Annotated in this window: 11 protein-coding genes; 5 read left to right on the forward strand and 6 right to left on the reverse strand. The window is 49.3% G+C overall.

Features of this window, described 5'->3' with window-relative positions:
- Positions 1–29: 29 nt before the first annotated feature.
- From J2Y43_RS08385 to rpsU, 3 genes are all read right to left on the reverse strand, one after another.
- Positions 30–2,612 (reverse strand): phosphoenolpyruvate carboxylase, encoded by a 2,583-nt coding sequence (locus J2Y43_RS08385; protein WP_309992737.1) that lies wholly within the window; start codon positions 2,610–2,612, stop codon positions 30–32.
- 66 nt (positions 2,613–2,678) lie between these two features.
- Positions 2,679–3,551 (reverse strand): tyrosine-type recombinase/integrase, encoded by an 873-nt coding sequence (locus J2Y43_RS08390; RefSeq protein ID WP_309992734.1) that lies wholly within the window; start codon positions 3,549–3,551, stop codon positions 2,679–2,681.
- 106 nt (positions 3,552–3,657) lie between these two features.
- Positions 3,658–3,852: a 30S ribosomal protein S21 gene (rpsU, locus tag J2Y43_RS08395; RefSeq protein ID WP_015813375.1), complete on the reverse strand. Its 195-nt coding sequence runs from the start codon at positions 3,850–3,852 to the stop codon at positions 3,658–3,660.
- Positions 3,853–4,009: 157 nt separating this feature from the next.
- On the opposite strand from rpsU, the gene J2Y43_RS08400 reads away from it, so the two are divergent.
- The 5 genes from J2Y43_RS08400 (at position 4,010) to J2Y43_RS08420 (ending at position 9,028) form a co-directional block, all read left to right on the forward strand.
- Positions 4,010–4,945 carry a phosphatase gene (locus J2Y43_RS08400; RefSeq protein ID WP_309992730.1) on the forward strand — a complete coding sequence of 312 codons (936 nt, stop codon included), beginning with the start codon at positions 4,010–4,012 and terminating at the stop codon, positions 4,943–4,945.
- Positions 4,946–5,010: 65 nt separating this feature from the next.
- Entirely contained in the window at positions 5,011–7,581 is a 2,571-nt protein-coding gene (locus J2Y43_RS08405) for a zinc-dependent metalloprotease (RefSeq protein WP_309992727.1), read from the forward strand.
- A gap of 60 nt (positions 7,582–7,641) precedes the next feature.
- Positions 7,642–8,316 carry a peptidoglycan DD-metalloendopeptidase family protein gene (locus tag J2Y43_RS08410; protein WP_309992724.1) on the forward strand — a complete coding sequence of 225 codons (675 nt, stop codon included), beginning with the start codon at positions 7,642–7,644 and terminating at the stop codon, positions 8,314–8,316.
- A 42-nt stretch (positions 8,317–8,358) separates the two neighbouring features.
- Complete coding sequence (locus tag J2Y43_RS08415; RefSeq protein WP_309992722.1) at positions 8,359–8,607, forward strand: DUF6364 family protein; 249 nt, start codon at positions 8,359–8,361, stop codon at positions 8,605–8,607.
- Entirely contained in the window at positions 8,597–9,028 is a 432-nt protein-coding gene (locus J2Y43_RS08420; RefSeq protein ID WP_309992718.1) for a PIN domain-containing protein, read from the forward strand. The genes J2Y43_RS08415 and J2Y43_RS08420 overlap by 11 nt, the downstream gene beginning before the upstream one ends.
- A gap of 6 nt (positions 9,029–9,034) precedes the next feature.
- Here the strand turns inward: J2Y43_RS08420 and J2Y43_RS08425 are convergent, their stop codons facing one another.
- The 3 genes from J2Y43_RS08425 to J2Y43_RS08435 all read right to left on the reverse strand — a co-directional run bounded on the left by J2Y43_RS08425 (position 9,035) and on the right by J2Y43_RS08435 (position 12,872).
- A complete protein-coding gene (locus J2Y43_RS08425; protein WP_309992715.1) occupies positions 9,035–10,282 on the reverse strand; it encodes an MFS transporter in 1,248 nt (415 codons plus the stop codon).
- 109 nt (positions 10,283–10,391) lie between these two features.
- The gene (locus J2Y43_RS08430; RefSeq protein WP_309992713.1) at positions 10,392–11,144 is read right to left on the reverse strand and encodes an SDR family NAD(P)-dependent oxidoreductase; all 753 of its coding nucleotides are present in this window, start codon (positions 11,142–11,144) and stop codon (positions 10,392–10,394) included.
- Positions 11,145–11,168: 24 nt separating this feature from the next.
- On the reverse strand, positions 11,169–12,872 hold the full coding sequence (locus J2Y43_RS08435; protein WP_309992711.1) for a S41 family peptidase: 1,704 nt from the start codon (positions 12,870–12,872) through the stop codon (positions 11,169–11,171).
- Positions 12,873–12,961 lie beyond the last annotated feature (89 nt).

Raw genomic sequence — 12,961 nt, forward strand, 5'->3', positions numbered from 1 at the left:
GCTCATGAAATATAACTTTCGGAAAATCCTTACGCCGAATTCCGCGCTGCATTGATAATCCCGAACATTGCCCGGATAATCAGCTGATTATAAGTCTCCACATCCACGGGCAAGTCCTTCGGATCGCCGGCGAGCATTTGCAATGCATATTGCTGGATGGTGATCAACGGCAATACGATGCGTTCGCGGGTTTTGATCGAAACCTTGGTGACGTTGTTGCTATCGAGCAGCTCCTTCTGACCGGAAACTTCCAGCAAAAGTTCGCGGGTGAGCAGGAATTCCTCGTACATTTTATCCCAAAATTCGCGGTACTCTTCCTCGTCGCGGAGGTATTTCGTAGCAGGGAAAAATGCCTTCGAGAGCGACTGCATTGAGTTTTCTATCAACGTGCGGAAGAAGAGCGACTTCTGGTAGAGCTTCTTGATATCTTCAACCTTGTTCTGTTTTGCCAGTTCGCGGATAGCTGTTCCGAAACCGTAGAAGCCCGGCACATTCTGCTTCATCTGCGCCCATGAGCCCACGAACGGGATCGCGCGCAAGTCCTCGAACTTCAAGCCTTCGTCGTCGTTACCCCGTTTGGTCGGACGGCTGCCGATGTTGGTTTGTCCGTAAAAGCGCAACGGCGTCTTTTTATCGAGGTACTTGACAAACATCGGGTGGTTTTTCAGATCCAGATAGGAATTGTAGGCGATTTCAGCCATTTCCTCGATCAGGTCCTTGTCGGCATCTGTCAGTTCGTCGTCGCGGTGGCCTTTGAAAAGGTGATTTTCGAGGCCGGCGGTGAACAACCTTTCCAGGTTATACATGGCCGTCGTAACGGTACCATAGTTGGAACTGATGGTTTGCCCCTGAACGGTCAGCTGGATTTCTTTATCCTCGATATCCTTGCCGAGCGACGAATAAAAGTTATGGTTATTGCCGCCGCCACGTGCAGGAGGTCCTCCACGGCCATCGAAGAACGTCACTTTGATGCCAAATTCACGCGAAACCTTTGTCAGTTCTTCCTTGGCGCGGTAAATCGACCAGTTAGCACGCAGATAGCCGCCGTCTTTGGTACCATCCGAGAAGCCCACCATAATCGTCTGGTGATTCTCGCGGTTGGCGAGGTGGTTGCGGTAATATTCATTTTCATACAGCGTCCGCATAATACCCGGAGCATTGGCCAGGTCATCCACAGTTTCAAAAAGCGGTACGACGTCGAGCGCCAGCTTGCCTTCTTCGTCTGCGATCAGGTTTTTGGCCAGCGCCACCACTTGCATTACATTCAATGCGGAAGTGTTGTTGCTGATCACATATCGGTGCGCGCCTTTTTCGCCGTTCTTTTCCTGGATCGTTTTGATCGCGCGGATCGACCCGAGAATGTCCTTCGTTAGTTCATCCTCATAATCTTCATCACGAAGCGGTATATTCAGCGAGAGTAGCAAATCGATCTTTTTCGCTTCGTCCCAGCTCTGGTAGTCGCTGTATTTCAGGAGCGGGATTTTCTTTTCCAGCCTTTTCAGAACATCCTCCCAGGCTTTGCCGTGCTTGCGGCTGTCCTGGCGCACATCGAGGCTTGCAAAGAAGAATCCGAACAGATTGAGTTTAAGGATAAAATTATCCAGCAATTCCACGAAAAGCCCCTGATGCTTGTTCACCAGCACTTCCCGTGCTTTCAATAATTCGTCGATCAGCTCCTGAGCACTTCCGTAACCTTCCTCAAACGGCCCGAAAATGGTGCTGTTCATCTTTTTCTCCGCCAGCGAAACCGCATCGTCCACTCCTTTGAATGTAAGACGTCGCTTCAATTGGCGAATATCACGGTAGTATCCCCGCAAAAGCGTCTCGCGAAGGCGATCGGCCACTTTCAGTGTGATTTCCGGATTCACAAACGGGTTACCGTCGCGGTCGCCGCCCGGCCAGAAGCCCAGACGGAACACATTCGGGTAAGGCCAGTCATGCACGCTCATTCCAAGGCCATTAATGAGTTTTTCAAGAATGGACGGGATGGCATCATAATATACGTTTTCGAGGAACCAGCACAGGCTCACCGCCTCATCGAACGGTGTAGGTTTTTCATGGTTAATGAAAGCTGTTTTTCCGAGTTGCAACAGCAACTGGTTTACCTCGGTAAAGTCGTTGGCTTTGATCGCATCTTCCAGGTCATTGATAATGCCCAGCACTTTGCCCGAATAAAACTGGGTCGGGTGGGCAGTCAGTACAATGCGCACGCTGAAATCTTCCAATTTGGCGAGGAGCTTCTTTTTCAGCTCGTCGTTTTCCAGGCGTTCGGTCAGGTAAGTTACCGAGCCTTTGCCGGTCAGGTCGTGGGTCTCGTCGAAGGCCGCATCTTCCACCGAGTCGAAAAGTACGACCTGGCGTTCGATATATTGGATAAATGCAAAAAGCAGATCCGCACGTTCCTTGGGAGTAGCTGTTTCCAGGAGCTCTGAAAAAAAATGCTCGATGATTTCTTTGGGAGATTTGCCTTCCTGAAAGCCAATCTCGCTCTGCTGAGTCAGTATCGGAAGCAGGGAGCCTGTTTGAAATATACCGCGGTAGGGTAAGCTCAGAAACAGGCTATTAAAAATATTATACTTCGTTACAACTGCGTCCTGGAAACTATTATTCATAATGGAGTGACGAAATTATATTTTGAAATTTGCACTGAAGGCAAATATAACCTTAAAAAATGGGTTTCAGGCTTTGGGATGCGCTTGTTGATGTGATTTTTTAAGCTTTTCGATGGAGTTATGGGTGTAAATCTGCGTTGCAGCGAGATTGGCATGGCCCAGTAACTCCTTGATCGCGTTCAAATCCGCGCCGCGGTTGAGCAAATGCGTCGCATATGTGTGCCTGAGCACGTGCGGGCTCTTTTGCGACAACGTCGTAACGGCCGAAAGGTACTGCTTCACCTTTCGCTGCACAAAAACAGGGTAAATAGCTTTATTTGAATCGGTTAGCAGCAGAATATCCGTATTTTCCTCCGGCGCACGCTGCTCTATATATTTTTGAAGCAATTGTACCAAAGAAGTGGAAACGGGCACAATCCGTTCCTTCGATCGCTTTCCGAACACCCGAATGGTACGGGCGGGCAGGTTGAGGTCTTTTAATTCCAATTCCACCAGCTCCGAAAGCCGGATCCCGCTGCCGTAGAGCAGCTCCATAATCACCCTGTCGCGCAGCCCCTCGAAATCATCGGAGAATGTGCCTTCTTCAAAAAGCATTTCCATGGATTTTTCCTCTACAAATGCAGGCAGTTTCTTACGCGTTTTCAAAGCCGACAGGATTTTCGTCGGATCACTGTCGATATGCTTTTTCTTCCTTAAATAACCATAGAAAGTCCGGAGCGCGGCGATTTTCCGGTTAATCGACGACGGATTAAGGCCCTCTTCCATCAAACTCACCACCCAGGACCGCAGCATCGGCGCCTTGGCCGTTTCGGGTTCGGCGCAGTCGTATTGAAAAAGGAGGTATTTCTGAAACTGTTCGAGATCAGTCTGGTACGATTTGATCGTATGCGCACTGGAGCGCTTTTCGAATTGGAGGAATTCCAGAAACGGCGTTATCATAGTCCGAACATACAAAAAGGAGCCATCTAATTCAAGATAGCTCCTCTCGTATGATATGGATACAATAATCCTATAGAAGTCTTTCAGAGAACCATTCCGCTAGGAACTAGTCTTCTAAATGACCGTAAGTTTTCTCTTTGTAAACGGCACGCAAAACTTCGAAACGACGCTTAACAGATGGTTTTTCGAAAGCTGTACGGGCACGAAGCTCACGCATTGTACCAGTTCTTTCAAATTTCTTCTTGTAACGCTTAAGAGCGCGATCAATCGATTCGTTGTCTTTAATGTTAATAATAAGCATGCTTATAATTTCTAATGTTCTTTGAATTGGTTTCTGAAATCGGACTGCAAAGAAAAACTATATCCAACAGAAAATCAAGAAATAAGTCGTTAAAATTCGTTTATTTTTGTATCCATTGCATTGAAACACTAGTCATTAACAGATTAAACAGCCCAATATGAGTTCCAGACTGGGAATAATTGATTTAGGCACTAACACATTTCACCTGCTGATCGCGGAGCCTAACGGCGCTCATTTTAAGACTGTTTTCCACGAAAGCAGGCCTGCCAGGATCGGTTTGGGGGGTATCAACAAACGCTTGATCACCCCCGAGGCGCAGGACCGCGCGCTTGCCGTCCTGTCCTATTTCCGTGAAAAGCTCGACTCTTTTGAAGTAATGCCAGAAAAAACGTTCGCATTCGGCACCAGCGCGGTGCGCAATGCGGAAAACCGGCACGAGTTCTGCTCCGAAATTTTAGAAAAAACCAACATCGAGGTGACTGTCATCGACGGCAACCGCGAGGCGGAGTACATATATTATGGCGTCCGCCACGGGGCCGACATCGGTGACGTTCCTTCCCTGATCATGGACATCGGCGGCGGGAGCGTGGAATTCATCATCGGTAACCGCTCACAGATTTTCTGGAAGCAGAGTTTCGAAATCGGCGGACAGCGCCTGATGGAAAAATTCATGCGGAACGACCCACTTTCGCAGGCCGACCGCCGGGCACTCTACAATCATTTTGATGAAAACCTGATCCCGCTCGCGAATGCTGTGCACCAATATGCGCCCGAAAAACTGGTAGGCTCGTCGGGCACGTTTGATACCCTCGTCGATATCGATTTCCATTTCCGCACCGGTGATTGGCCGCCCGCATCTGAAACCGATTTCGATATCCCCCTGGAAGAATTTTACCGGGCCTACGCCCTCATCCTTTCCCGTAACCACGACGAACGCATGGCGATCCCGGGTATGATCGAGCTGCGTGTGGACATGATCGTCGTGGCCGTCTGCCTGATCGATTATGTGCTCAAAACGCACGGTATCCGGCAAATCCAGGTTTCCAAATATGCCCTTAAAGAAGGCGTCCTCGCTGAATTGATGGCCAAATAGCCCCCTAACCTCTCATTTAATTACACCTTTATACTTTATCCCAAAAACCAAACTCTATGAGATTAATGCGTTACCTTCTCCTCGCGGCGCTGGCATTCGTGTACATGCACGACGCGCACGCGCAACGAAAGAAAAAGAAAGACAAACAGGAAGATGTCAAAATCGACAAGGCCGTCGATGCGGTGGCTTCCGCTGTTAAAGACAAGCTGAAAGACGATAAAAAGAAAGGGCCAAAAGCATTCAAAGACCTCATCGACAGTACTAATGCCATTAGCCAGAAAGGCATGATCTCCGTCCACAAGGTGGATGACAAATGGTATTTCGAAATTCCCGATTCGCTCCTGAACCGCGATATTATGGCTGTGACCCGCTATTCCAAAACTGCGGCAGGCGGCGGCATCTTCGGGGGAGAGGAAGTGAACCGCCAGATGATCCGCTGGGAACGAGGAATGGATAATAACCTGCTATTACGTTCGGTAACGATTGTCGTGACAAGCCCTGACAGCACCAAACCCATCTTCCAGGCCGTCAAAAACTCCAATTCCGACCCCATTATCGGTGTTTTTGATATTAAAGCAATCAAAAAAGAGCCTGAGAAATCTTCGGTGATAGATGTGACTGAATTCTTCAACTCCGATAACCAGGTATTTTCGCTGAGTTCGGTGAGCAAACAGCTGCTGAAACTAGCCGCATTCAAGAAAGAGGCCTCATTCATTTCCAAAATCAGTACTTATCCGATCAATACGGAGATCAGGACGATCAAGACCTTTAACGTGACTCCTCAGCTGCTGACGCCCACGCCGGTACCTTCGATCGGCCAATACCTGCCGTCGGGTCTCGACGCGGGTGTTGTCACATTCGAAATGAACTCTTCGTTGATCCTGCTGCCGAAATCGCCGATGAAAAAGCGCATTTTCGATAGTCGGGTTGGCTATTTTGCCAATCAGTATGCCACATTCGGGGAGGAATCGCAGCGCTCCGATACAGAGGTGTTTGCAGTAAGATGGCGCCTCGAACCTAAGAATGCCGAAGATGCCCGCAAACAGAAAAACGGTGAGCTGATCGAGCCCAAAAAACCGATCGTTTATTACATCGACCCGGCTACACCTGAAAAATGGCGCAAATACCTCAAAGCAGGCGTAGACGACTGGCAGGTTGCATTTGAAAAAGCAGGCTGGAAAAACGCCATTCGCGGAGAATACTGGCCCGAGGGCGACACTACCATGAGCCTTGAAGATGCCCGTTACTCGGTAATCCGCTATTTCGCTGCCGACATTCAGAATGCTTACGGGCCCAACGTGCACGACCCGCGCAGTGGCGAGATCCTCGAAAGCCACATTGGCTGGTACCATAATGTGATGCGTCTGCTCCGCAACTGGTACATTATCCAGGCCGCGGCAGTGGATCCGAAAGCGCGTACCAAGAAATTCGATGATGAATTGATGGGTCAGTTGGTTCGCTTCGTGTCTTCCCACGAAATCGGCCATACGCTTGGACTCCGCCACAATATGGGTGCCAGCTCGGCCACACCCGTTGAAAAGCTGCGCGACAAGGCATGGGTAGATGCACACGGGCATACCTCGTCCATCATGGATTATGCGCGTTTCAATTACGTGGCACAGCCCGAGGACGGCATCACCAACCTCTTCCCACGCATTGGCGACTACGACAAATGGGCCATTCAATGGGGTTACAGCAATTTCCCCGATGCCAAAGATGCCCAAGCCGAGAAATTGGCTTTGAATACCCTCACCAAAGAGGCTTACAAAGACAACCGCCTGCATTTCGGAACGGAAATCAGCCCGTACGACCCGCGTTACCAGACCGAAGATTTGAGTGATAATGCCATGAAGGCTTCGGAATATGGTATCAAAAATCTGAAACGCATCCTTCCGAACCTGATTGAATGGAGCAAGGAAGACGGTGAAAGCTATAAGGAACTGGATGAAATTTACGGTAACGTGGTAACGCAATATCGCCGTTACCTGGGTCACGTGATCAAAAATGTGGGTGGTATTTACGACACACCGACGACCTACGACATGGAAGGCCCGACTTTCACTACCGTACCGAAGGCCACTCAGAAAGAAGCCATCGACTTCCTGAATGCCCAGCTTTTCAAAACGCCGACCTGGCTTCTGGACCAGAATATCCTCAACAAAGTGAAGCCCGAAACCGGTATGGAGGCCGTTAAGGCATTGCAGGATTACGCATTAACTTCTCTTTTCGCAGGCGACCGCGCGGTGCGGCTCATGGAAACCGGTATTTCCGCTAAAAACTACACGCTCGACGATCTTTTCACTGATCTGGAAGCCGGAATATGGTCGGAAGCCAAAGCCGGAAAGCCGATTGACCTTTACCGCAGAAACCTCCAAAAGGTATATGCCGAAAAGCTGATTTCGTTACTGAAACCTGGCCGCGCGAATGTCCAGTCTATTCCGGTGGGCATTACCTACGGCTTCTCGACACGCTCGGTGGAACTCGAAAAGACCGATTTGCCCTCCATCGCCCGCGCGCATTTGGAGCAATTGAAAACGACGGTGAATGCCGCCATCGTGAAAAGTGCTGACAAGAACACACGTTACCATTTGCAGGACGTGTCGCAAAGAATCAAGCAGGCACTTGATCCGAAATAATGTAAATTGAATCAGGCAAGTCGGAAATGGCTTGCCTGAATTGCTTAAAACCCATTGAAAATGTCAGAACTCGCCCGGCTCCTTCGAGCGTATCCCGCATTCAGTCCTATCGTGCAGAATGGCAAACCCTACCGCAAGCTGGATTTTACAGCTGCCAATAGCGGTTTGCTGACACGCGACCTATCGGAAACCGTTGATTTTTCAAACTACGTTTTCGATGAACTGCTTTCCGGAAGTGCGTTTAACGGAATTGGCGGCTATGGCGAAGACCGGGTCATTTACCGGCATCGGAAACATTTCACAACCGACGCTGAAAAACCCCGGAGCATTCATTTGGGCGTTGATATCTGGGCGGAAGCCGGGACGCCGCTATACGCGCCGCTCGACGCGACGGTGCATAGTTTTGCATTCAACAACCATTACGGAGATTACGGTCCCACCATTATCCTTACTCACGAATTAGACGGCATAACCTTCTTTACACTCTACGGGCATTTATCATTAACCTCACTGGAAGGCTTACACGAAGGCAAACCGATTCAGGCCGGCGAGCACATCGCAACCATCGGTCCCTACCCCGAAAATGGAGACTGGCCGCCGCATTTGCATTTCCAGGTTATCCGGGATATGGGAAATCTGAAAGGCGATTTCCCCGGCGTCTGCAATGCTGCGGATCGGGATTATTATTTGAATTTATGCCCTGACCCTGAGTTGATTTTGAGAATAAAAATCTAGGAATCATGCGCATGTTTGAAAATTTATGCGCATATTCATTATATGAAAACTCGCTTGAACATTACAATTGAAGAGGCTGTGCTAGCTTACATTAAAAGCTATGCGGCTGCACGGCAAATGAGTGTGTCTCAAATTATCGAGGACCATTTGAAGTCCATCGCACGGTCTGCCGAACAAAAGCGCAACATTCTCGAAGTAATTGATGAAATGGACGCGCCCATTGGTATAAATGCCGGTCAAGACCTTGTGAAAGCCTATCACGAAGCCCGTTCAGAGAAATATGGCAGTTAGTGTTTTTCTCGATGCCAACATTATTCTCGATTTTCTTTTGAAAAGAAAAGACTACGAAGATGCTCGAAAAATCATAGTACTTGTGTTGGAAAAGAAAATCAAAGCCTTTATTTCTCCTTCCATTTTGCATATTGTAAGTTACTGGTTAACCAAAGCTTACGGAAGTGCTAAGTCCAAAGATCTTTTATTGTTGATGCTTGCGGATGTCAGGATTGTTGATGCCAATCAGGATGTCGTAAATCTTGCTCTAACTTCTCAAATAGATGACATTGAAGATGCATTACAATATTATACCGCGGTTCATCACAAAATAGATTTCTTCCTTAGCAGAGATAAAAAACTGAAAAAGGATGCCTTAACGCTTTTACCCGTTTACGACATCCATGATTTTCTAAATCTGCCAGATAAGCAATCTGCCTGAAACTGCTCAGGATTTCTTCTCCAAATTCGGCAAGAACCCGGTCAGTAACCCGATTAGCGGCAGGAACGAGCAAATCCAGAAAACATATTCAATGCTGGTCTTGTCGGCCAATGTGCCAAGAATGGCGGAACCAATACCGGCAATGCCGAATGCAAAACCGAAGAACAAGCCCGCGATCATTCCTACTTTACCGGGAATCAGCTCCTGCGCGTACACGAGGATAGCCGAGAATGCGGACGACAAGATCAGACCGATAATGCAGCTCAATACGCCCGTCCAGAAGAGGTCGACGTAAGGCAGCAGCAATGCAAATGGTGCCGCGCCGAGAATCGAGATCCATATCACATATTTACGTCCGATCCGGTCGCCTACCGGCCCGCCGATGAATGTACCGGCCGCCACCGCAAAGAGGAATGCAAACAGGTAAATCTGCGAGCTTTGGATGGAAACGCCGAATTTATCAATCAGGTAAAAAGTAAAATAGCTCGAAATACTGGCCATATAAATGTATTTCGAGAAGATCAGCAGGAGCAAAATACCGATGGAAACGATTACTTTGGATTTGGACAAGGTTGCTTCCTGCTTCACCGCGCTGGCTGATTTCTTCACAACCGTTGCCAGGTTTTGCTTGTACCAGCCTCCTACCCACGAAAGGATAATGATCGCCAGCAATGCGACCAACGAAAACCAGATCACCTGGAAACGGCCATAAGGCAACAATATTAATGCCGCCAGCAATGGTCCGAGCGAGCTTCCCGCATTACCACCCACCTGGAAAAGCGATTGCGCCATCCCGTGCTTGCCCCCGGACGCCATACGCGCCACGCGTGAGGCCTCGGGATGAAATACCGCCGAACCAATGCCGATTAGCCCCACAGAAAGTAGTACAATGTGAAAACTGTTCGCCATCGAGAGGGATACCAGCCCCAGCAATGTAAAACACATCCCTACCGCCAATGCATAAGGTTGCGGCCTCTTATCCGTAAATGACCCCACCAGCGGCTGGAATACCGACGCGCTCACCTGAAATGTAAATGTAATGAGCCCAATCTGCGAAAAGCTGAGGTTGAACGAATCCTTGACCATCGGATAAATCGACGGAATGAGGGATTGCATCGTGTCGTTCAGCAAGTGGGAGAAGCTCAGCGCCAGAAGGATTGGAAATACGGTCTGGGAGGCGGAAACTGGGGCGGTCGCAGATTCGGCGGCGGCGGCCGCATCCACGGAGGAAGAACTCTGATCGAAACTTTTCATAGGCATTCAAAAATGTCCCCGACTTCCTGTTTATGCAAGTCGGGGCCTCAAAAAGAATGACAAAGGTATCCATTCCAGGCCGCATTATGGCCGGAAACCAAATAAAATTCTATTTGCGATGGATAACCGTAGCCGCAGACTGCGCTCCGGCGAGAATGGTAATGTCTGCAATCGTAACACGGTCAGGTGCATTAACTGCGTAGAGTATCGCATCGGCGATGTCACCGGCCTGTAATGGGTCGAAACCCTTGTACACCTTTTCGGCCCGGGCCTCGTCGCCCTTGAAGCGTACAAGCGAGAATTCCGTCTCCACAGCGCCCGGCGCTACATTGGTTGTTTTAATGCCATGCTGCGTTAGTTCGAGGCGCATTCCTTCACTGATTACTTCCACTGCGGCTTTGGAAGCACAGTAAACGGCACCATTCGCGTAGGTCTGTTTGCCGGCGATGGAGCTGATATTGACAATATGGCCTTTGCCGCGTTCGAGGAGCAACGGGATAATGGCTTTCGAAACATAGAGAAGTCCTTTTACATTCCCGTCGATCATGGCGTCCCAGTCGTCGGTATCGCCTTCGTCGAGCGTACCGAGCCCGTGTGCATTGCCTGCATTATTGACTAGAATATCGATGTTTTTCCAACTGTCGGGCAACGAACCAACCGCCGCGAATACCGCACCTTTGTCGCGGACGTCGAATACGAGCGTGGTTACTTTTACTTTCGGAGATAATTCAGCGGCTACTTCGTCGAGGCGTTCCTGGCGGCGACCGCACAAAATGAGGTCTATTCCGACCCCGGCGAATGCTTCCGCCGTAGCCTTACCGATACCGGATGTGGCTCCGGTAATAAATGCAATACGGGACATTGAGTGGATGGTGTGGAGTGAATTTTACTTTTTGCTTTTGGGAATATTCAAACTGCTGAACTCGCCTTTTTCCAGCTGTGCCGCTTGTGAGAAAAGCTGTACTGCACGCTGGTAGACGTTATCGCTCGGGTTGAGAACCTGGAATACCTCGTTGTTCAAACCATTCTTTTGCTTTCTTCCCCACACATAGCGACCGATGATCGCCTTAGTTTGCGAGGTAATGAGCGATTTAGACAAGTTCAGCTCTTTTTCATTGGGCTTAATACCGGCCTTCGAAGCGTCTTTCACCAACTCGGCCAGCATCGCATCGGACACCTGGAATGATTTCAGATATTCCTTAAATGGCTGTTTTTCGAGCCTCTTCTGGTTTTCGTTGGCGTAGCGCAGCGCATATTCACGGATAATGTTTTTGGAATACAGTTCAAACAGGTATTTGCTGTTCATCAAAGTATCTTTTGCCACGAAAATATCCGGGGTAATACCGCCTCCGCCGTACACAATACGGCCGCCATCGGTTTTATACACCTTGCTTTTATCAAACTTGATGCTGTCGACGTTGAATAATTCGCCGCTTTCATACCGGTGCGCCAGGTCCTGACTATAATCTTCGCCTTTGCCCATTTCATAGGGTTTCTGAATGCTGCGGCCGCTTGGCGTGTAATAGCGCGAAATCGTCAGGCGCAGTTCGGAGCCGTCCGACAACTTGATCGGCATTTGAACCAGTCCTTTTCCGTAAGACCTTCTTCCTACCACTAATGCACGGTCATGGTCTTGTAATGCGCCCGCAAGGATTTCGGAAGCCGATGCGCTGCCTTCGTCCACAAGTACGATCAATGGGCCCTGCTCAAAAAGACCGTCCACATGCGAGCGGGTCTTGCGGTCGAAGCGGCTGTCTTTGCCTTCGGTATAAACCAGTAGCTTATCTCCTGCGATAAATTCATCGGCCATGCTCGTGGCGCGTTCCATATAGCCACCGGGGTTGCCGCGAAGGTCCAGGATGAGGTTTTTCAGGCCTTCCGCCTTCAATGTTTTCAATGCGGATTTGAATTCATCGAAAGTGGTTTCCGAGAAACGACTCACTTTGATATATCCTATTTCCTGATCCACCATGTAGGAAGCGTCCACCGAATAGGTAGGAATACGATCACGCACTACGGCGAAATTCATTTTGTCTTTTAACCCAACCCTTTCTATCGACAGATCCACTTTTGTACCACGTTTACCACGCAACAGCTTGTACACCTGCGCATTGGTAACGCCCGGACCCGACAGATTTTCTTTATTCACCGAAATAATGCGGTCGCCGCTCTGGATACCGGCCGCCTCAGACGGGCCGCCGCTGAGCGGGGTTACCACATATACCGTGTCATTGTAAATATTGAACTCGACGCCGATACCGTCAAAACCCGATTCCAATTGCGACCGTGCCGCAGTAGCCTCTTCGGCATTGAAATAAGCCGTGTGGGGATCGAGCTTTTCGAGCATTTTGGAGATGGAGAAATCCACCAGTTCCTCGGTGTTCACAGAATCGACGTAATTATTTTCCACCAGCATCAGCACCTCCCTGAACTTGCCGTAACCTTTCGCCACGTCAGACAGTTTCTTCCCACCGCTGAAAAACGTACTTCCCAGCAGCACACCCGCCGCCAGCGTGATCGCGATGATGATAGGCAAACGAACTACGGATTTCGAGTTCTGAATGGGGGGTTGGGGGCTATGTGAATTCATACCTGTAAAAATTAGGAATATCGGCTGGCGTCGTGGGAATTGGCTATTTCCCCAACGTGAATTAAACGATTTTGGTTGCCTAATGCAAA

This window comes from Dyadobacter sp. BE31, assembly GCF_031457695.1.
Classification (GTDB): Bacteria; Bacteroidota; Bacteroidia; order Cytophagales; family Spirosomataceae; genus Dyadobacter.

What these genes read in the sequence shown, in the direction of transcription:
- rpsU (WP_015813375.1), bottom strand. Translation starts at nt 3,852, where the DNA reads ATGCTTATTATTAACATTAAAGACAACGAATCGATTGATCGCGCTCTT.
- J2Y43_RS08385 (WP_309992737.1), bottom strand. Translation starts at nt 2,612, where the DNA reads ATGAATAATAGTTTCCAGGACGCAGTTGTAACGAAGTATAATATTTTT.
- J2Y43_RS08420 (WP_309992718.1), top strand. Translation starts at nt 8,597, where the DNA reads ATGGCAGTTAGTGTTTTTCTCGATGCCAACATTATTCTCGATTTTCTT.
- J2Y43_RS08400 (WP_309992730.1), top strand. Translation starts at nt 4,010, where the DNA reads ATGAGTTCCAGACTGGGAATAATTGATTTAGGCACTAACACATTTCAC.
- J2Y43_RS08435 (WP_309992711.1), bottom strand. Translation starts at nt 12,872, where the DNA reads ATGAATTCACATAGCCCCCAACCCCCCATTCAGAACTCGAAATCCGTA.
- J2Y43_RS08390 (WP_309992734.1), bottom strand. Translation starts at nt 3,551, where the DNA reads ATGATAACGCCGTTTCTGGAATTCCTCCAATTCGAAAAGCGCTCCAGT.
- J2Y43_RS08410 (WP_309992724.1), top strand. Translation starts at nt 7,642, where the DNA reads ATGTCAGAACTCGCCCGGCTCCTTCGAGCGTATCCCGCATTCAGTCCT.
- J2Y43_RS08425 (WP_309992715.1), bottom strand. Translation starts at nt 10,282, where the DNA reads ATGAAAAGTTTCGATCAGAGTTCTTCCTCCGTGGATGCGGCCGCCGCC.
- J2Y43_RS08405 (WP_309992727.1), top strand. Translation starts at nt 5,011, where the DNA reads ATGCGTTACCTTCTCCTCGCGGCGCTGGCATTCGTGTACATGCACGAC.
- J2Y43_RS08415 (WP_309992722.1), top strand. Translation starts at nt 8,359, where the DNA reads ATGAAAACTCGCTTGAACATTACAATTGAAGAGGCTGTGCTAGCTTAC.
- J2Y43_RS08430 (WP_309992713.1), bottom strand. Translation starts at nt 11,144, where the DNA reads ATGTCCCGTATTGCATTTATTACCGGAGCCACATCCGGTATCGGTAAG.